The sequence below is a fragment of the Thermococcus sp. 9N3 genome (assembly GCF_012027685.1).
Classification (GTDB): Archaea; Methanobacteriota_B; Thermococci; order Thermococcales; family Thermococcaceae; genus Thermococcus; species Thermococcus nautili.
Map to the genome: position 1 here is coordinate 130,513 of NZ_SNUV01000002.1, position 18,150 is coordinate 148,662.

Annotated in this window: 17 protein-coding genes; 10 read left to right on the forward strand and 7 right to left on the reverse strand. The window is 53.3% G+C overall.

Features of this window, described 5'->3' with window-relative positions:
• The 3 genes from E3E30_RS07700 to thpR all read left to right on the forward strand — a co-directional run bounded on the left by E3E30_RS07700 (nucleotide 1) and on the right by thpR (nucleotide 4,412).
• Nucleotides 1–3,192: an adenosylcobalamin-dependent ribonucleoside-diphosphate reductase gene (locus E3E30_RS07700; protein ID WP_167729132.1), complete on the forward strand. Its 3,192-nt coding sequence runs from the start codon at nucleotides 1–3 to the stop codon at nucleotides 3,190–3,192.
• Nucleotides 3,193–3,353: 161 nt separating this feature from the next.
• Nucleotides 3,354–3,818, forward strand: coding sequence for a phosphoribosyltransferase (locus tag E3E30_RS07705; protein WP_042691329.1), 465 nt, complete (start codon nucleotides 3,354–3,356; stop codon nucleotides 3,816–3,818).
• A 39-nt stretch (nucleotides 3,819–3,857) separates the two neighbouring features.
• Nucleotides 3,858–4,412, forward strand: coding sequence for an RNA 2',3'-cyclic phosphodiesterase (thpR, locus tag E3E30_RS07710; protein WP_167729133.1), 555 nt, complete (start codon nucleotides 3,858–3,860; stop codon nucleotides 4,410–4,412).
• Here the strand turns inward: thpR and E3E30_RS07715 are convergent.
• Entirely contained in the window at nucleotides 4,376–5,695 is a 1,320-nt protein-coding gene (locus tag E3E30_RS07715) for an ATP-binding protein (protein ID WP_167729134.1), read from the reverse strand. The genes thpR and E3E30_RS07715 overlap by 37 nt on opposite strands.
• A 75-nt stretch (nucleotides 5,696–5,770) precedes the next feature.
• Between E3E30_RS07715 and cca the strand changes: the two genes are divergently transcribed.
• Entirely contained in the window at nucleotides 5,771–7,135 is a 1,365-nt protein-coding gene (gene cca / locus E3E30_RS07720; protein WP_167729135.1) for a CCA tRNA nucleotidyltransferase, read from the forward strand.
• Here cca and E3E30_RS07725 read toward each other — a convergent pair.
• Together E3E30_RS07725 and E3E30_RS07730 are read right to left on the reverse strand one after the other, a co-directional pair.
• Complete coding sequence (locus E3E30_RS07725; RefSeq protein ID WP_167729136.1) at nucleotides 7,058–7,285, reverse strand: hypothetical protein; 228 nt, start codon at nucleotides 7,283–7,285, stop codon at nucleotides 7,058–7,060. The two genes, cca and E3E30_RS07725, sit on opposite strands and share 78 nt — an antisense overlap.
• 32 nt (nucleotides 7,286–7,317) lie before the next feature.
• Nucleotides 7,318–9,048: a glycoside hydrolase gene (locus tag E3E30_RS07730; RefSeq protein WP_167729137.1), complete on the reverse strand. Its 1,731-nt coding sequence runs from the start codon at nucleotides 9,046–9,048 to the stop codon at nucleotides 7,318–7,320.
• Nucleotides 9,049–9,152: 104 nt separating this feature from the next.
• On the opposite strand from E3E30_RS07730, the gene E3E30_RS07735 reads away from it, so the two are divergent.
• The 3 genes from E3E30_RS07735 to E3E30_RS07745 are packed head-to-tail and all read left to right on the forward strand — an operon-like array spanning nucleotide 9,153 to nucleotide 10,753.
• Complete coding sequence (locus E3E30_RS07735; RefSeq protein ID WP_167729138.1) at nucleotides 9,153–9,461, forward strand: hypothetical protein; 309 nt, start codon at nucleotides 9,153–9,155, stop codon at nucleotides 9,459–9,461.
• Nucleotides 9,462–9,491: 30 nt separating this feature from the next.
• Complete coding sequence (locus E3E30_RS07740) at nucleotides 9,492–10,319, forward strand: DMT family transporter (protein ID WP_167729139.1); 828 nt, start codon at nucleotides 9,492–9,494, stop codon at nucleotides 10,317–10,319.
• 50 nt (nucleotides 10,320–10,369) lie between these two features.
• Nucleotides 10,370–10,753, forward strand: a complete 384-nt coding sequence (locus E3E30_RS07745) for a hypothetical protein (protein ID WP_099209590.1) — start codon at nucleotides 10,370–10,372, stop codon at nucleotides 10,751–10,753.
• Here E3E30_RS07745 and E3E30_RS07750 read toward each other — a convergent pair.
• Nucleotides 10,745–11,224: a putative toxin-antitoxin system toxin component, PIN family gene (locus tag E3E30_RS07750; protein ID WP_240922672.1), complete on the reverse strand. Its 480-nt coding sequence runs from the start codon at nucleotides 11,222–11,224 to the stop codon at nucleotides 10,745–10,747. The two genes, E3E30_RS07745 and E3E30_RS07750, sit on opposite strands and share 9 nt — an antisense overlap.
• A 1-nt stretch (nucleotide 11,225) precedes the next feature.
• Entirely contained in the window at nucleotides 11,226–11,570 is a 345-nt protein-coding gene (locus E3E30_RS07755; RefSeq protein ID WP_167729141.1) for a hypothetical protein, read from the reverse strand.
• Nucleotides 11,571–11,785: 215 nt separating this feature from the next.
• Here E3E30_RS07755 and E3E30_RS07760 point away from each other — a divergent pair, with 215 nt between their 5' ends.
• Both E3E30_RS07760 and E3E30_RS07765 read left to right on the forward strand, forming a co-directional pair.
• The gene (locus E3E30_RS07760; RefSeq protein WP_042691302.1) at nucleotides 11,786–12,841 is read left to right on the forward strand and encodes an ATP-binding protein; all 1,056 of its coding nucleotides are present in this window, start codon (nucleotides 11,786–11,788) and stop codon (nucleotides 12,839–12,841) included.
• On the forward strand, nucleotides 12,838–13,512 hold the full coding sequence (locus E3E30_RS07765) for a hypothetical protein (RefSeq protein ID WP_042691299.1): 675 nt from the start codon (nucleotides 12,838–12,840) through the stop codon (nucleotides 13,510–13,512). Before E3E30_RS07760 ends, E3E30_RS07765 begins: the two co-directional genes overlap by 4 nt.
• On the opposite strand, the gene yjjX is transcribed toward E3E30_RS07765, so the two are convergent.
• Nucleotides 13,501–14,034, reverse strand: a complete 534-nt coding sequence (yjjX, locus tag E3E30_RS07770; RefSeq protein ID WP_167729142.1) for an inosine/xanthosine triphosphatase — start codon at nucleotides 14,032–14,034, stop codon at nucleotides 13,501–13,503. The genes E3E30_RS07765 and yjjX overlap by 12 nt on opposite strands.
• Nucleotides 14,035–14,194: 160 nt before the next feature.
• Here yjjX and ileS point away from each other — a divergent pair, with 160 nt between their 5' ends.
• On the forward strand, nucleotides 14,195–17,398 hold the full coding sequence (gene ileS / locus E3E30_RS07775) for an isoleucine--tRNA ligase (protein ID WP_167729143.1): 3,204 nt from the start codon (nucleotides 14,195–14,197) through the stop codon (nucleotides 17,396–17,398).
• Between the two features lie 168 nt (nucleotides 17,399–17,566).
• Here the strand turns inward: ileS and E3E30_RS07780 are convergent, their stop codons facing one another.
• Nucleotides 17,567–18,073, reverse strand: a complete 507-nt coding sequence (locus E3E30_RS07780) for a hypothetical protein (RefSeq protein ID WP_042691292.1) — start codon at nucleotides 18,071–18,073, stop codon at nucleotides 17,567–17,569.
• Nucleotides 18,074–18,150: the final 77 nt, after the last annotated feature.

An 18,150-nucleotide genomic window follows, 5' to 3' on the forward strand; every position in this document is an offset into this window, starting at 1 on the left:
ATGGCCGTTGAAAAAGTGATGAAAAGAGACGGTAGAATCGTACCTTTTGATAGGGAGCGTATAAGGTGGGCCATCCAGAGGGCAATGCTCGAAGTTGGAATCCACGACGAAAAGCTGCTCAATAGGGTTGTCAGAAGGGTCGTCAGGCGCGTCAACGAGCTCTACGACGGCCAGATTCCCAACATCGAGAACATACAGGACATCGTTGAGCTCGAGCTCATGCGCGCCGGCCTCTTCGACGTCGCCAAGGCCTACATCCTCTACCGCAAGAAGAAGGCCGAAATCAGGGAGGAGAAGAAGAAAATCCTCAACAAGGACAAGCTTGATGAAATCGACAAGCGCTTCTCCCTCAACGCCCTCCGCGTTCTGGCGAGCAGATACCTCATAAGGAACGAGAAGGGGGAAATTGTTGAGAGCCCCAGGGAGCTCTTTGAGAGGGTCGCCACCCTCGCGGTCATCCCCGATTTGCTCTACGACGAGCGCGTTTACGACAAAGACGGAAAGCACGAGCAGGATTTAAGCCGGGTCAAGTACTACCTTGAGCACTTCGAGGAGTTCGACGGGAAGTACTCAATCGGACGCTTCAAGCTCAACAAGTACCACTTCGAGAGGCTCGTGAACCTCTACCGCGAGCTGGCGGAGAAGGGCAAGATGAAGGTCTCGATAGACGAGTTCCTGGGCATGCTCGAAAACGGGGCCTTCGACGACTACGAGGCTGAAATAGAGGAGTACTTCAGGCTCATGGCCGGCCAGGTCTTCATGCCCAACACGCCGGCACTCATAAACTCTGGCAGACCCCTCGGAATGCTCTCGGCGTGCTTCGTTGTCCCAATAGAGGACGACATGGAGAGCATAATGAAGGCCGCGCACGACGTGGCCATGATACAAAAAATGGGTGGAGGTACGGGGCTTAATTTCTCAAAGCTCCGCCCCGAAGGCGATTTCGTCGGTTCTACTGCCGGAGCCGCGAGCGGGCCAGTTTCCTTCATGCACCTCATCGATGCCGTCAGCGACGTCATCAAGCAGGGAGGCGTAAGAAGGGGCGCCAACATGGGAATCCTCGAGGTCTGGCACCCGGACATAGAGAAGTTCATCCACGCGAAGGAGAGAAACACTGGAACCAACGTGCTGAGCAACTTTAACATAAGCGTCGGCATCTGGGATGACTTCTGGGAGGCGCTGAAGGAGGGCAAGCGCTACCCGCTCGTGAATCCAAGAACCGGCGAGAAGGTCAAGGAGATAGACCCCAAGAGCCTCTTCGAGGAGTTAGCCTTCATGGCCTGGAGCAAGGCCGACCCCGGCGTTATATTCTTCGACGTCATCAACAGGAGGAACGTTTTGGCGGAAGCGAAGGGAGGGCCGATAAGAGCTACCAACCCGTGTGTGGTCGGGGAGACGAGGATTTTAACTGAAAAGGGAGAAATGAAAATCGAGGAACTTTTTGAGCTGGCCAAGTCAAAGGGGACAGAAACCATTAACGTTATTGATGATGGGGTACTCGGAGAGGGCGGCGAACAGAGGGCATACCTGAGTCCAGTAAAAGTCATTGCATCAAACGGTGAAAAAGTTGAAGCGTACGTGTGGAAGGTCGGATTTAAGCCCGCAATAAAGATTGTTCTCGAAGATGGAACCGAACTCATAGGTGACGAAGAGCATGAGGTTAAGGTTAAGGGCCAATACGTGCGTCTGAAAGACCTCAAGCCAGGCTTATGCGTCGATGTCTATCCAGAGGGATGCAGGAAGGTCATGCGTGTAGAGCCGGTTGGCAAGAGACTCGTTTACACGTTGACAATGAAAAAGGTTCATGAGTACGTAGCAAACGGGATAGTGAGCAAGAACTGCGGTGAAGAGCCCCTCTACGAATACGAATCGTGCAACCTCGCGAGCATCAACCTCGCCAAGTTCGTGAAGTATGACGACGAGGGGAAGCCCTACTTCGACTGGGACGAGTACGCCTATGTCATTCAAAAGGTCGCCAAGTACCTCGACAACGCCATCGACGTCAACCGCTTCCCGCTTCCTGAAATCGACCACAACACGAAGCTCACAAGGAGAATAGGCGTCGGAATGATGGGCCTAGCTGATGCCCTCTTCAAGCTCGGCATTCCGTACAACAGCGAGGAAGGCTTCGCATTCATGAGGAAGGCCACCGAGTACCTCACCTTCTACGCCTACAAGTACAGCGTTGAGGCCGCCAAAAAGCGCGGAACGTTCCCGCTCTACGAGAAGAGCAGATACAAGGACGGTGAGCTACCGGTCGAGGGCTTCTACCACCGCGAGATATGGACGCTCCCGTGGGACGAGCTTGTTGAGGAAATCAAGCGCCATGGAGTCAGGAACGGCATGGTGACCACCTGTCCACCCACTGGCTCGGTTTCGATGATAGCGGACACCTCCAGCGGAATCGAGCCAATCTTTGCCCTCGTTTACAAGAAGAGCGTTACCGTTGGCGAGTTCTACTACGTCGACCCTGTCTTCGAGTCCGAGCTCAAGAAGCGCGGTCTCTGGAGCGAGCAACTGCTGAAGAAGATAAGCGACAACTACGGTTCAGTGCAGGGCCTTGAGGAGATTCCCGAGGACATGCAGCGCGTTTTTGTCACCTCGATGGACGTCCACTGGCTCGACCACATCTTGGCTCAGGCCAACATACAGCTCTGGCTCACCGACAGCGCGAGCAAGACGATAAACATGCCGAACGACGCGACTGTGGAGGACGTTAAAGCGGCATACCTTTTAGCCTACAAGCTCGGCTGTAAAGGAATAACCGTCTACCGCGACGGCTCGCTCTCGGTGCAGGTCTACAGCGTCGAGGGCGAGAAGAGGAAGCGCGTTCCAGCCAAGCCGAGCAAGTACGCGGTCGAGAAGCTGAAGGCTGTTGTCGAGGCCGAGCCCTGGCTGGCCAAGTTCATCAACGTCGAGGCCATACTCAACGGCACCAACGGGAAGGAGAAGAAGGAAGCGCCGGCGCTCAGCTTTTCCCTGAGCACGGCAAAGACCATCACGCCAAAGACGCCAGAGCACCCGCACCACGCGGAGAAACCGGAGATTCCTGAGGAGAAGATTAAGGAGCTCCTTGGAGTGGCTTACTGCCCTGTCTGCTACGAGAAAGACGGAGAGCTGGTAGAGCTCAGGATGGAGAGCGGTTGCGCCACCTGCCCGCGCTGCGGCTGGAGCAAGTGTGTCATCAGCTGAGGGTTTCTTCCGTTTTCTTTGCCCCCTTAATTTCGTTCCTCCAGACATCTTTTAACATTCTCCTGCCAAAATAGGTTTTTTAAGGCCTTTCTTTTAACTTCCACCACTCACCCAAAGCTTAAGTTCGGCGTTGAGAACTCACGCTATTCGGAGGTGTTCCCATGGACAAGGTTTACCTGACCTGGTGGCAGATTGATAGGGCAGTCTTCGCGCTCGCCGAAGAACTGAGAAAGCACTTCATGCCCGACGTGATAGTCGGAATCGCGAGGGGCGGGCTTATCCCAGCTGTAAGGCTGAGCCACGTTTTGGGCGACGTGGAGCTCAAGGTCATAGACGTCAAGTTCTACAAGGGCATCGACGAGAGGATGGAGAAGCCCGTGATAACGATTCCCCTTCACGGCTCACTGGAGGGCAAGAAGGTCGTCATTGTGGATGACGTCAGCGACACCGGAAAAACCCTCGAGGTCGTCATCGAGGAGGTCAAGAAGGCAGGGGCGAAGGAGGTTAAGGTCGCGTGCCTCAGCATGAAGCCCTGGACCAAGGTTGTTCCCGACTTCTACGTCTTCAGAACAGACAAATGGATAGTTTTCCCCTGGGAGGAGTTCCCCGTTGTGGTGAGGGAGTAACCCCTTTAACCCCTCCCTCCAACTTTTCTCGGTGGTGGTATGAGGGCGTTCATAGCGATAGATGTGAGCGACGAGGTTCGCGACAACCTTCTGAAGGCCCAGGAGAGGATAGGGAGCAAAGCGGCGAAGATAAAGTTCGTCGAGCGGGAGAACTTTCACGTGACGCTCAAGTTCCTCGGGGAGATTGACGAGATAACGGCGGAGGAGGTCAAGAAGGCCCTGGCGGAAGTAGCGAGGAAGCACAAAAAGCACCGCGTTCGCGTTAAGGGAATCGGCGTCTTTCCGAACCCGAACTACGTCCGCGTCATCTGGGCCGGAATCGAGAACGACAAGGGGATAAAGGCGATAGCGAACGACGTCGAGCGCGAGATGAGAAGGCTCGGCTTCAAGAAGGACAAGGACTTCGTGGCCCACATAACAATCGGGCGCGTCAAGTTCGTCCGCGATAAGGTTGAACTGGCGATGGCGCTGAAGGATTTGGCTAACGAGGACTTCGGCGAGTTCGAGGTTGAGGCGATAGAGCTGAAGAAGAGCACGCTGACGCCGAAGGGGCCAATCTACGAGACCGTTGCGAGGTTCGAGCTCGCTGAATGAAGCTGGAAGAGGAACAGCGGAACGGGAATTATCGCAAGGTTCCTGGGTTCCACGAAGTCGATATCAGCCTTTGAGAGCAGGATTTTGTTCTTTATGCCGACCCTCGGGAAGTCGGATAGGGAAACGCTTTTCCTCCATTTTACCTCAACGCCAAGGTTTCCGGCTATGAAATCAACCTCCTTCGAGCCGTAGAAGTAGTAAGTGGGGAAGAGCCTGCTTAGATGTTCACCCACGACACCCTCAACGACCCTTGACTCGTCCACGGCCACGCCGAAGAGCCGAGAGAAAGTTCTAACAAGGAGGGGGTCAAGGAAATAGAACTTCCGCTCCCTTCTGAACAGGGGCGTCATGTCGTGGAGCCTCACCTGGAAGTAGTTCCTGCCAATGAAGAGTTCTTCAAAGAGCTCTAAGTAGTCCCTGACAGTCACGTGGGAACCGATTTCAAGCTCCTTGGCGAGGGAGTTGAGGCTCACCCTGTCACCGTAGCGCCTGAGCAGACCGAGGATAAGCGAGAGCGCAATTCTCTCACTCCTCCCCAGCTTCACAACGTCGAGAACCGTTGCATTGTAGACCATCTCATAGGTTTCGGGCGAGATTTCACCAGCTAAGAGCTCATAGATTGCACGGGGATAGCCACCGGAATTCAGATAGAGGTCAAAAACCCCGAGAAGCTCGTCAAGGTAGGGGTACAGCTCGAGGGCGTTTTCGTAGAACTCTCTTGGAGTCGTGGGGTTTTCGTGGGGAAGCTTGATTTTCCTCACCTGGGACCGATAAACGAAGGCGACGAGTCTAAAATCAAGGGGGAGGAACTCCTCAACTTTGATTTCTCGGCCCGGAAAGCTCTCCCTCTTGAGACCAGCTGACGTCGAGCCCGTAACCTGAAGAACCATCCTCGAAGCCAGAGGTGAGTCAAGGAGGAACTTAACCGCCCGTTCCCAGCCATCAACGAACGTAACCTCGTCGAGAAAAACGTAGGCCTTCCCGGTAGTCCTCCTCAGAAACGAGCGGACAACGGAGACGATTTCTTTGTAGTCCCTCAGGAGGTCGCAGGAGAAGTACATGATGTTTCTTGGATTAACACCGGATTCAATGAGATGAGCTATTGAAAGCTTCATGTAGGTTGTCTTGCCAACCTGCCTGGGTCCTATCAGGATTTTGTTCACCGGCTCAAAGCGGTACAGAAGCTTGGGTTCCCTTGAGAGCGCCCGTTTAACCTTATCATCGAGGTAAATCGCGTCCGCGTCACTCCACCAGGGGTTCTGCACGACGGCAAGCTCCTCCATGCCCACACCTAATTGATAGCTTGATAACAAAAGATATATAAATATTTTGATAGTTCTAAATCAACAGGTGAGGGAATGCAGGTTGACGAGGTTCTGGAAAAAGTGCTCTCCAAGATAAGGCCTAGCGATGAGGAGAGGACCTTCGTCGAGGAACTCATGAGGGAGCTGAGGAGCATAGCCGAGGAGAGAATAGAGGAGCTCGGCTTCAACGTCAGGCCATACTTCGTCGGCTCGCTCGCGAAGGACACCTATTTAGCCGGAGACCACGACGTTGACCTGTTCCTGGCCTTCCCCCTCGGAACTCCCCTTGAGGAGCTGAGGGAGAAAGGTTTAGAGCTTGGGAAGGCCATAGCAGAAAAACTCGACTCCTACGAGATAGCCTACGCGGAGCACCCATACGTCCGGGCGAGATACAGGGGGGTAAGCGTTGACCTCGTGCCCTGCTACGACGTCAGAAATTGGAGGGACGTTAGAACCGCCGTTGACCGCTCGATACTCCACACGCGCTGGGTGAACGAGAACCTGAACGGGCGGAACGATGAGGTTAGACTGCTCAAGCGCTTCCTGAAGGGCATCAACGCATATGGAAGCGAGATTTACGTGAGAGGCTTTTCCGGCTACCTGGCCGAAATCCTCGTCATCAAGTACGGCTCCTTCCTCGATGTCGTCGGGAAGGCGGACTTCATACTGAGGCAGAAGATAATAGACCCGGCGGACTGGCTGAGGAAAGAGCCGGAAACCGCGCTTAAGACCGTGAAGAGGGAAACCGAGGAGGACAGACCGCTGATAGTGATAGACCCCATCGACCCGAGGCGGAACGTTTCGGCCAACCTGAGCTGGGAGAAGTACGGGCGCTTCTACTTCAAGGCGATGGAGTTCCTTGAGAACCCCTCGGTCAACTTCTTCTTCCCACCGGAGAAACCCAAGGGGAACTACCTCGACGAGCTGAGGAAGAGGGGAACAGCCCTTGTAACGCTCCTAATCGATGTCCCCGATATGGTGGACGACATCCTTTTGCCCCAGCTGGAGAGGAGCGCGAGGGGCTTTGAAAAGGCCCTTGAGAGGGAAGGCTTCCGCGTCCTCGGCTGGAACGTCGGGAGAAAAGGGAAGGCCTTCATAATGCTCGAACTTGATAGAGACGGGCGCGAGAAAGTCAAGATTAAGCCCGGCCCGGAATTCTTCACCGAGCGGGGGCGGAACTTCTACAGGAAGAACGAGAAGGTCTGGGTCATTGGAAAGAGGCTCTACTCCGAAAAGGCCGTCCGGGAGAGCGCTGTGGACGTCATCATCGAACTCCTCGAGAAGAACCAGGTGTCTCTCGGAAAAGGAATAAGGGACGCGGTGAGGGAAGCGGAGGTCCTGTTAAACTACGTTCCCAAGGAGCTGGAGCGCGAGGCCTATCTCTTCCTGAGCCGAGAGAAGTGGAATCTCAAGGAGTAGGAGGAGCTCCTTCTTTCCCAGCTTCCCCCGAATTTTATTGAGGGCAGAGCGGAATTCAAGGGCACTCTTACCATCGAAGCCCCTCTCGATGAGCTCAACCAGCCGTGATTCCCTCAGCTCGAAACCCTTTTTGGGCTTCATTGAAACCACCGGTTATGGAGTTAGGGAAACAAAATATAAACTTACCTCCTACGGTGCTCGCAGTACTCAGGGTTCTCCCAAAGGCCGTGCCTTTCGCCGGGGATGTGGCCGGTGTCCGCGGTTGCCCACTCGAGGTTGTAGCCCTCAACGAGGCTTCTCAGGTCGCCCCAGAGGTCACGTTTTCCTACGTAGAGCGCGGCCCTCGTCACGACGTTGTAGCCGCTCGTTGGAACCTCGGGCTTCAAAGCCTCGCGCCAGGCCTCTTCACCCGTCTCCCAGCCCTCGATTGACGGCATCGCGGAGAGGTTCCATACATGGTAGAGGTCATCAAAGCGGAGCATCTTGAGATACGCCCCGATAAAGAGCGACTGAAGCTCGCTTCCCTCGAAATACTTCATCAGCTCAATCAGAGCCTTTGCCATGACCGAGACGTTGGAGAAGGCAACGCGGGTGTCGAGGTTCTCCCAGAAGCGCGGGCAGGAGTGGTTGGCGAGGAGCATGAGGTAGTAGGCCCTGCCGAGCGGTAGGGCGTTCCTATCGCCGTTGGCAGGCTCGAGGACGTAGTTGAGCGACGTGCTCAGGCCAAAGTAGTCGTAGTAATCCCTGAAGAAGACCCGCGCGTACCTGACCAGGAACTCCTCGGGGTCGGCGTTAAGCTCTTTCAGACCCTTTAAAACGCCGAGCCTCACAGTCCTGTTGAGCTCGCCGAAAAGGCGCGTGAAGGCTACATTCCAGAGCTGGGAGACTTTTCTCCCGTTCACTTCCCTTGCAAAGACCCTTCCATCGGCCCTCCGGTAACCGAGCCAGCGCGAGTCGCTCGTCTTGCCGTCGAGGCTCAGGTCGAGGTAGTCGCTCCAGCTGGAGAACTCTTTGACGGGCATCTCGAAGGAGCACTCCCCCTTGAGGCGCTTGAACTCGCCGGAGAGCTTCTTCCAGACGAAGGAAGGCGCCGAAATCCGTTCAACTCCGTTTCTCTCAAGGCCCTCCATCCAGGCAACGAAGCGCTCGAGCTGTGCAGGATTTCCGAGCAGACTCTCAAGGTCGCTCGCGGTAAAGACCAGGTAGGGAACGCCTAGGTTCTCCTTGTAGTCGTCCCTCCGCGAGAGGGTCTCGTTTACCAGCCCGGGGACGTCGAGGGTGTTGAAGGCGAAGGCGTCGCTCAGGCCCCATTCGCGGCCGAAGACGAAGGAGTTTGAGTAGCGGTTGCACGAGTACTTCGCCTGCGGGAAGTCGTAGAGTAGCTGTCTTTCATCGAGCAGGAAGACGAGCTTCCTGTCGGCGAGGGATTCAATGAGCTGAACGGTCCTTCTCGTTATCACGGCCTCCGGAAGCCAGTAGCCGATGACGCTCTTGTCGCCAATCAGCGGGGCGTAGAAGTCAAAGGAAACCCTTGCAAGGATTCCCTGCTCAAACTCGTCGAGGTGGGGCATTATCGGGTGGAAGGGAACCGTTGGAACGGCGTCGAGGGTCTTGAGGAGCTCAAGGGTCCTCTCAAAGGCCCCCCTTCTGTACCGAAGGAGCATGAGGAACGTGAAGGGTTCGATATCGACGCTGACTCCCTTGAGCCGTGATAGAACATCGGAAATCCTCTCATAGGAGTAGAGCATCGCCCGCGTCCAGTTCTCGCCTCTAACCTCCTCATCGCCGATTCTAATCGCGACCGGGCTTTTCCGCTCCTCGTACTCTATCGGACCGGAGCCGTCGCCGTCCTCAACGTAAACTATGTCGCCCGGCTGGTAGGCGTGAAAGTGGTGGGCGTACTTCATAAACATAGTCTCACCGATAGTGATACGTCCTCAACCCTTATCGCCTTTTCCTACCCATATCTGCCCGATAGGTTAATAAACCTGTCCAGCAAAGTACAGTTGGTGGGAGAATGAAGAGACTCTTGAGGGAACTCCTTGGGGAGGAGCTGGCCAACTACCTCGAACTGCTGAGAGCGAAGCTGGCCTTCGCGGAGGAGCTTTACGGAATAAAGATGAACTACGTCCCGCTCATCACGGAAGGAGACGTCGTAATCCTCGACAAGAGGGACGGGCTGATAAAGTGGCTGAAAACGAAGAAACCGCTCGAAGAGGAGGAGCTCAGAGAGCTGGCCGGCAAAATCCGCCAGAACCTCGAAAGCGGTTACGTGGAGATGCTCCTTTCAATGAACATGTCCTGCATCAACGGACCCGGGGAGTAGCTTTTTAAAGTCCAGTAGCAACTCGGCTCGATGAAGAGGGCCGAGCTCGTACTTCTCACGATAACCGCCATGTGGGGTTTCACCTTTCCGGCGATGAAGGTCAGTCTGGACTACCTTCCGCCGATTCTCTTCCTGGCTTATCGCTTCGGCATCGCGTCGCTTCTAATGCTAATCATCTTCCGCTCGAAGGTCCTCAGGAAGGAAACTATGCGCGAGGGCTTCCTCCTCGGGCTCACCCTATTCTTCGGCCACGGCTTCCAGATTGTCGGCCTCAAGTACACCACCGCATCGAACTCGGCCTTCATAACGTCTCTCTACGTCGTGTTCACGCCCTTCATATCTTACTTCCTCCTCGGGGAAAGGGTCAAGGCTAGGGACGTTCTGTCGCTCGCCATCGCCCTCACCGGGCTGTACCTCATCTCGGGGGCAAGCTCAAGCATCGGCTACGGCGACCTCCTAACGGCCCTCTGCGCGGTTAGCTTTGCATTTCAGATAGTCCTCGTCCAGCGCTTCGGCGAGAAGGACTACCTCAGCCTGGCCTTCTGGCAGATTTTCTGGAACTTCGTCTTTTCCTTAATCTTCGCTCTGGCGTTCGAGCCCAGGGTTTTTCCAAGGGAGGTGCTCCCCTGGCTTGGACTGCTCTACACGGCCCTCTTTGGAACCGTCATAGCGTTCACCCTTCAGGTCAAGTACCAGAAGCACACGACGGCCTACAAGGCGGCTCTCATCTATTCGATGGAACCAATCTTCGGTTCCCTGTCGGCCTTCGTCATTCTCGGCGAGAGGTTCACGAAGAGGGCCCTGGCGGGCGCGTTCCTCATAATGGCAGGCGTTTGGAACGAGATAAGGAAAAACTAACGAAAGGTTAATAAAAACTTCCACCTATTCTTAAAGCGGAGGTGATGGTCATGGTGCACGAGTACATAAAGGACCGCACCAAGGAGTTATCAAAGGAGGAGAAGGAGAAGCGCTACAAGTACCTTGGAAAGGAGGTCATAGACGTCGGCGACCCGGGACTCGACAGCATTCCGGAGTTCTACGGCATAGCGAACGCCATATGGCGAGACTGGAAGAACGGGGAGATAAGCACGAGGACGGCCCTTGGAAGGCTCGCGCTCCTCAAACTGCTCACCTACAAGAGCAAGAACAAGAAGATTCAGGACATTCCCGAGGAGGAGCTTGAGGAGGTCAGGAAGTTCATAGACTACGTGATACAGGTCATCAAGAACGAGAGCAGGAGAAAGGGCGAGCCCGAGGAAGAGAGGCAGGTCGAGGAGAAAGCTTCATCGTAAGGCTTCTCTTACAAATTCTCCCGCCCTCAGAATTTTAACTTTTCTTCCATCAAAACGATAAGTTTTGGTAGCTTCATCCCTCATCTGGACGATGTGCTTGGTGTTTTCTGAGATAATATAATCCACTTTCTTGGCGTAGGCCACGTCAAAGAACTTAGCGTCGTTCGGGTCCCTCAGGTTCTTTAGGAACTCAGGGTCATCGGAGAACTTTCGCCGAGGACGAACCATGACACTGTTTTTAATAACCATCGCCAAAATCCGCAATGCACGTCTCGTAAGCCCCGTTTCCATACCGATGCCGAGAATCTGAGTTTTCATTTCCTCGATAATTTCATCTGAGACAAAATTTACGATATAGCCCCTTTGAAGGGCCTTTAATATCTGCCACGCTGGAGATTTTGGAAGGTCCTTAGACTTCAACGCACTAATAAGGACGGATGTATCTAACACAACTTTGATTTTACCCGCCATCTCAAACAACTCCTAACTCTCTCAACTTCACCTCGATGCGCTTAAACTTCTTAAAACTCCGCTCACCTATCTTCATAAGTTCCTCAAGGTTGTAATCTATCCCAACATGCTCCTCCTCCAGTTCCCGTTCCCACTTTTCAAGCTCTTCATCAGTAACGGTATTGGCCAGCCTTTCAACTTCCTTCATCAGTCGTTTCATCTCAAAAAACCACACTATGTCCTCAGGCTTCTCATGAATTTTCCTCGCGAGCTGGACAATCCATTCACTGACCGAACGCCTGGCCTCTTCGTCGGTCTTAAGCATTAACTCAATCGCCCTCACATCAGACGCCATAACTCTCCCCATTCTTTTTATCCGCGACGGATTATAAAACCCTACCGTTGGCAATGTTTGCACGTGAGTTCCGCAAAAGCTTAAAATTCTCACCGGCCTAACCTTAACCGCCCTCCCCTCTCACGCCTCCGGGAGAAGTGACCGGGGGACGGTCGGGGAGGGCACATTTCTTACCGTTAGAAAATTTTATAGTTATAGAGAGATAAGGGCATCAATAGGGGAGGAGAATGGAATATCTTGATTGGATTACGATAAGGAACTTCAGGGCAATATCAGAGTTGGAGCTCAATAACTTGTCCAAAATTAACGTGTTCATCGGGAAGAATGGGGTGGGAAAGAGCACCGTTCTTGAGGCCATATACCTGAACACAACATGGGGCGGCAGAGACCTCCTCAGGAGACACCCCATAAAGACAATTCTATTCAGAAGGGGATTGAACCCGTACATAAGAAAACCCCTTGCGGAAGAAGACCCCATGGTCTATATTTCATATTTCTTCAGAGAGCCCTACCAGCCAATCACAATAAGCTCGAACATTACAACATCCGAACTAAGGCTCTGGAATCAACGCACATTGGATAAGTATGTTTCCGGGGAAACCGAAAGAAGACTCGTAATCATGGCTAACTATGGTGGGCCGGTCGTAGAAATCGAACCAGTTGAATACGGTGAATATACGAGATACGTACTCAAATGGCCAAGATATTCCGCCTCTCGCAAACGCGCAATCCTCCTCGATGACAATACCTTCAGAACTCCCTACTACGGCACGTCCTCAATCTCGGAAGTCGTTGTAAAGCTTGAAGAGTTTTCTCTGATTGATGTAGATAACCTAAGAGTATTTCTTCAGAAAGTGACAGGAAGCCCTATTAAAAGGATATACAAGAAAATCGCAGAGATTATCCTGCTCATGGAGAGCGGAGAGAAAATCCCAATGTCCCTGCTGGGGGACGGTATAAAAACGGCAATGGGCTATTATTATGCCCTGAACACAGAAAAACCAGTTACAGTCCTTTTAGAGGAACCCGAGAACCACCTTCATCCCGGTTTGATGAAAATCCTCGCGGAAGAGATAGCAAAAACGAAATCTCAGGTGTTCATAACGACCCACAGCATAGAATTCCTCGGGTACGTTCTTGATAGCTGTGCGAAATTAGGTGTCGAGTCAGAGGTCAGGGTTTTTAGATTCAAATCAATAGACGGGGGTGTCCCAAACGTTGAAGTCTACAACGGTTCAGAGGCCAATGTAGCAATTAACACCATAGGGGTGGATTTAAGGTGAAAATAATATTCACTGAAGGTCCCCTTGATGTTCTCCTTATAAGGTCAATTCTTGTCAAAGTGTTTTGCCTAGAGGATATAACCAGGTCCGATTATGCATCCCCCATTAGAAGGCATTTCAGGAACCTTCTGATAAACTTCCAGGTGGATGGTGTTATACGAATTGTCAGAACTCCTAATGACGAAAGCATTGTAATAGCAAGTGTGGAAGGCAAAGACAACTTCTTAAAAATCGCGTCGGCGATAAAACCCCTTCGGCGCGTCGCTGAGGAAATCCATGAAACTCTAAACGGGGTAATTTTTGTTGGGGACCGTGATGCATGGAGTATACTAAACAGGCTGAACAACCCAAAAGGAGAAGTTCCCGTTTCCACACTGGCCTATGAAGGATACATGGAGGACCTACTGTTTAAGATTTTCAAAAATGTCGAGAAAGAACTAGACAGCCTTGAACTTGAAGTCTACAAAAAGGTTCTTGGCCCTGTCTCAAAGTTCAAGGATATTGACGGGGACACCTGGAAAAAGAGAAAGCTCAGCTTGCTTCACCTCGTATTTGGGCCCAGATGCTTTGAAAATCTCTTTGAGAACTTGTGCTCAAAACTGACTGACAAATGGAGAGGCGTAGAAGAAATCTCACATCTTGCTGACCTCTTGGAGGTATCAAAAGAATAAACTTGGATTCATCCTCGGTATCATCGCCATCAGGACTGCAATCTCGTTGAGTTCCGTCCTCGTGAGCAATCCTTTACTCAAAACGCCTATCGCGCCGACCTTCCTCTTGAGTTCAAGGTCTTTGACGAGCTCGCCCATCGCCACGCCTGCCTCAACTCCCTCTTTAATGATTCTCTTGATTACAACAGGCGGATACTCGAAGCCGGGGCTGTGGCCTATCGTTATCCTCCCGTCGGGACTCGCCACCGCGCAGACCTGAACGTCGAGATAGCCGGTCAGCGTTCCTGGGAAGGGGTAGATTCCCGCCTCGATTCCGACGCCGAGGTCAGCGTTGGTCTTCTCCAAAGCCCTCTTCGCCCTGTTTATAGCACCCCTCACTATCTCCTCGATTCCAATCGGCTGGTCTGGGACGCCACTGTCAACCTCAACCCCTATGACATCAACGTCGCCGTAAATCCTCCGCATCACGTTCTCAACGGCCTTAACCTTCGTCGGATTGGTAGAGCCGACCGCGATTCTCATGCCACCACCGAAAAAACTCGGCAGAAAACCTTATAAGCTAACTTCCCAACTCTGCCCCGATACCCATGAGGGGGGAGTGTTTTATCCTTCGCTCCGCCCGTTTCGAGGCTTAAGCCCTCTTCTGGGTTAGCCTTAACTATCACTTCTGGAGGGTTCTGGGATGATTAAGGAGCCGGAGTTTAGGGAATACAACCCAGGCAAGCTGGAGGAGAAGATAGAGGCCTTTTGGAAGGAGAACGACACCTACGAGAAGGTCAAGGCCAGCAGGGCGAACGGCCCGAAGTACTACTTCCTCGACGGACCGCCGTACGTGAGCGGTGCAATACACCTTGGAACTGCCTGGAACAAGATAATCAAGGACATGATAATCCGCTTCAGGACGATGCAGGGCTACAACGTTCGCAGACAGCCGGGCTTCGACATGCACGGCCTGCCGATAGAGGTCAAGGTCGAGCAGGCCCTCGGCCTTAAGACCAAGAAGGACATCGAGACCGAGATAGGCGTTGACAACTTCATCAAGAAGTGCAAGGAGTTCGCCCTTAACAACCTCAAAGTCATGACCGAGCAGTTCAAGATGCTCGGAATCTGGATGGACTGGGACAACCCCTACATGACGATAAAGAACGAGTACATCGAATCGGGCTGGTTTACCCTCAAGAAAGCCTGGGAGAAGGGGCTTTTGGAGAAGGACAAGAGGGTTTTGCACTGGTGCCCGCGCTGTGAGACCGCTCTGGCCGAGCACGAGGTTCGCGGTGAGTACAAGGTCAGGAAGGACCCGAGCATCTACGTCAAGTTCCCGGTCGAGGGCAGGGATAGGGAATACCTCCTCATCTGGACGACAACGCCCTGGACGCTTCCGGCCAACTTAGCCGTTACAGTTCACCCCGAGTACGAGTACGCGAGGGTCAGGGTCAAGACAGAGAACGGCGAGGAGTACTGGATAATCGCGAAGGCCCTCGTCGAGCGCGTTCTGAGCGAGGTCGGGGTCAAGGGCGAAGTGGTCGATGAGTTCAAGGGCGAGGAGCTTGAGGGAGTGAGATACGTTCACGTCCTTCTCGACGAGTATCCGAGGCAGAGGGAGTTCCGCGAGAAGTACGAGTGGGCTCACTGCGTAATCCTCGGCGAGCACGTCACGCTTGAGGACGGTACCGGATTGGTTCACACCGCGCCAGGCCACGGTGAAGAGGACTTCGAGGTCGGGCAGAAGTACAGTCTGCCGGTTTACAGCCCGGTCGACGACCAGGGTCGCTACACCGAGGGCAGGTGGAAGGGCGTCTATGTAAAGGACGCCGACCCGGAAATAATAGAGCACCTCAAGGAGAAGGGCTACCTCGTGAAGGCTGGAACGATAGAGCACAAATACCCGCACTGCTGGCGCTGTAAGACCCCGCTGATTTTCAGGGCAACCGACCAGTGGTTCCTCAAGGTGAGTAAAGTCAAGGACAAGATAATCAAGGAGAACGACGAGAAGGTCACCTGGTATCCTGACTGGGTGAAGGTTAGATACGACAACGGCGTCATGAACTCGGGCGACTGGGTCATAAGCAGGCAGAGGTACTGGGGAATACCGCTCCCGATATGGCAGAGCGAGGACGGCGAGATATACGTCGTTGGAAGCTTTGAGGAGCTTGTAAGACTTTCTGTGGCCATAGAGGTTAACGGCGAGAGGATAGAGCTTCCGGAGGACTACACCGAGAAACTCAGGGTCATAGAGGAGAAGCTTGGTCCAGAAGATTTGCACAGGCCCTACGTCGATGCCTTCATCATAAAGGTCAACGGCAAGGAGATGAGAAGAGTAAAGGACGTCGTTGACGTCTGGTTCGACAGCGGAATAGCGAGCTGGGCTTCGCTTGACTACCCGCGCAACAGGGAGCTCTTTGAGAAGCTCTGGCCGGCCGACTTCATAGTCGAGGGCGAAGACCAGGTTACGAAGTGGTTCTACTCCCAGCAGGCCGCCAGCGTCATAGCCTTCGACACCGTGCCATACAGAGCGGTTGCCATGCACGGCTACGTCCTCGACGAGAAGGGCGACAAGATGAGCAAGAGCCTCGGCAACATCATAAGGCCCGAGGAGGTCGTCCAGAAGGAGGGAAGGGACCCGTTCCGCTTCTACATGCTCTGGGCCACCAACCCCTGGGAGAACCTCCGCTTCAGCTGGAAGGGACTGGCTCAGGTCAAGAGAATGCTCAACATACTCTGGAACGTCTACGTGCTCAGCGCCACTTACATGAGCCTCGACAACTTCGACCCGACGAAGCTCAAGCCAGAGGAGCTTCCGTTCCGTGAGGAGGACAGATGGATACTCAGCAGGGTCAACGGGCTCATAAAGGACGTGGAGGAGGGGATAGAGACCTTCAGGCTGACGAAGGCAACCAGGGCAATCTACAACTTCGTCGTCGAGGACCTGAGCAGGTGGTACGTTCGCTTAATCAGGAAGCGCATGTGGGTCGAGGGCGACGACCCAGACAAGTTAGCTGCATACTACACCGTCTGGAAGGTCTTCGACGTCCTGCTGAGGCTGATGGCACCGTTTACACCGTACATAGCCGAGGAGATATACCAGAACATGCACAGGCCGTTCCTCGGCGTGGAGAGCGTCCACATGCTCGACTGGCCGAAGCCCGACGAGAAGGCCATAGACGAGGAGCTTGAACGCGAGATGGAGGCGGTGAGGAAGATAGTCGAAGCGGGCTCAAGCGCCAGGCAGAGGGCCAAGATAAAGCTCCGCTACCCGGTCAGGAGAATAATCGTCGAGACCGAGGACGGGACAGTAAAGAGGGCCGTCGAGAGGCTCAACAGAATCCTGCGCGACCAGCTCAACGCCAAAGAAGTGGTCGTCGGAAAGGTCGAGCGCGAGCTCGTCATAAAGCCGAACTTCGCGAAAGTTGGCCCGGAGTTCAAGGGCGACGCAAAGCTCGTGATAGCCTGGATAAACGAGCACGGAAGGGAACTCTACGAGAAGGGCGAGATGGACGTAGAAATCGAGGGCAAGACCTTCCACCTCACGAGGGAGCACCTGAGCATAGAAGAGAAGCTGCCGGACTTCTTTGTCAGTGAGGAGTTCGAGGGTGGAAGGGTCTTCGTGGACAAGACCCTCACCAGAGAGCTCCTCGCCGAAGGCCTCGCCAGGGAGTTCGTCAGAAGGATACAGGAGATGCGCAAGCGCCTTGACCTCGACGTGAACGACAGAATCGTCGTCACCATAGAGACCACCGACGAGAACCGCGAACTGCTCAGCGAGAACCTCGACTACATAAAGAAGGAAACCAGGGCGACCGAGGTAATCTTCGGAGAGGCCAAGGGCTACGTCGTCGAATGGCCAGAGGTCCAGGCGAAGATAGGGATTGAGAAGGTTGAAGATTGATTCCGAGCATAACGACCCTTTTATTTCCCTTTTAATTGTGTGCTCTAAGTTCCATATAGACAACACCAAGAACAATAAGACAATTAGCGAGTGCAGTTGTGGTTAATAATTGATGAGAGCAGGAGCAGTAAAAAAACAAAAACAGGAACCACCGACTGAATTAGAGCCTTATTCAATGTTCTCGGTCCCAAGTCTTTTGGAAAACAGCCTGTAGTTAACGAGTTTTCCAATGAGAAGCATTGCAAGACCCAGCCCAAACGTGAGAAGGAGGAACAACCCAGTATTGTCCCTGGCCTCGTCTATGAAAACTGTAAGCGACAAGACAAAGCCTATTGCAAGACCAACCCAGAAGTACGCTATCTGAGGCGCATAGTAGGACAGCTTGTCGCTAAAAGCGTAGAACGCCGCAACAACGCCTGCACCGGCGAAGTAAGAGTACGCGAGGTGCTCGTTATAGTGATAGATTACGGAGCCCATCAAGAATATCACTGAAAAATTCCACAGAAATGTTATGGTCCTGTTTTTGAACCGCTTTGGAAGCACTGCACGGAGGAAGAGGAGCGAAATTAGAATCGCTAACGTCAGATAACTCACTTCTCTCAAAGGCGCGAGAATGTTGAGTATCCCAATACTAATAGCAAAGAAAAGGAAAGAGTGTAAAATCTGGCTCTTCATTGATCAACCCTCCGACTGTTCAAATCCTATGCTCAATGCCATGAGAGACAACAACTGAAAGTCGCCTTTCTTCGGTT

Coding starts and splice junctions, on each gene's coding strand:
- E3E30_RS07700 (WP_167729132.1), top strand. CDS start 1: ATGGCCGTTGAAAAAGTGATGAAAAGAGACGGTAGAATCGTACCTTTT.
- E3E30_RS07705 (WP_042691329.1), top strand. CDS start 3,354: ATGGACAAGGTTTACCTGACCTGGTGGCAGATTGATAGGGCAGTCTTC.
- thpR (WP_167729133.1), top strand. CDS start 3,858: ATGAGGGCGTTCATAGCGATAGATGTGAGCGACGAGGTTCGCGACAAC.
- E3E30_RS07715 (WP_167729134.1), bottom strand. CDS start 5,695: ATGGAGGAGCTTGCCGTCGTGCAGAACCCCTGGTGGAGTGACGCGGAC.
- cca (WP_167729135.1), top strand. CDS start 5,771: ATGCAGGTTGACGAGGTTCTGGAAAAAGTGCTCTCCAAGATAAGGCCT.
- E3E30_RS07730 (WP_167729137.1), bottom strand. CDS start 9,048: ATGTTTATGAAGTACGCCCACCACTTTCACGCCTACCAGCCGGGCGAC.
- E3E30_RS07735 (WP_167729138.1), top strand. CDS start 9,153: ATGAAGAGACTCTTGAGGGAACTCCTTGGGGAGGAGCTGGCCAACTAC.
- E3E30_RS07740 (WP_167729139.1), top strand. CDS start 9,492: ATGAAGAGGGCCGAGCTCGTACTTCTCACGATAACCGCCATGTGGGGT.
- E3E30_RS07745 (WP_099209590.1), top strand. CDS start 10,370: ATGGTGCACGAGTACATAAAGGACCGCACCAAGGAGTTATCAAAGGAG.
- E3E30_RS07750 (WP_240922672.1), bottom strand. CDS start 11,224: ATGGCGGGTAAAATCAAAGTTGTGTTAGATACATCCGTCCTTATTAGT.
- E3E30_RS07755 (WP_167729141.1), bottom strand. CDS start 11,570: ATGGGGAGAGTTATGGCGTCTGATGTGAGGGCGATTGAGTTAATGCTT.
- E3E30_RS07760 (WP_042691302.1), top strand. CDS start 11,786: ATGGAATATCTTGATTGGATTACGATAAGGAACTTCAGGGCAATATCA.
- yjjX (WP_167729142.1), bottom strand. CDS start 14,034: ATGAGAATCGCGGTCGGCTCTACCAATCCGACGAAGGTTAAGGCCGTT.
- ileS (WP_167729143.1), top strand. CDS start 14,195: ATGATTAAGGAGCCGGAGTTTAGGGAATACAACCCAGGCAAGCTGGAG.
- E3E30_RS07780 (WP_042691292.1), bottom strand. CDS start 18,073: ATGAAGAGCCAGATTTTACACTCTTTCCTTTTCTTTGCTATTAGTATT.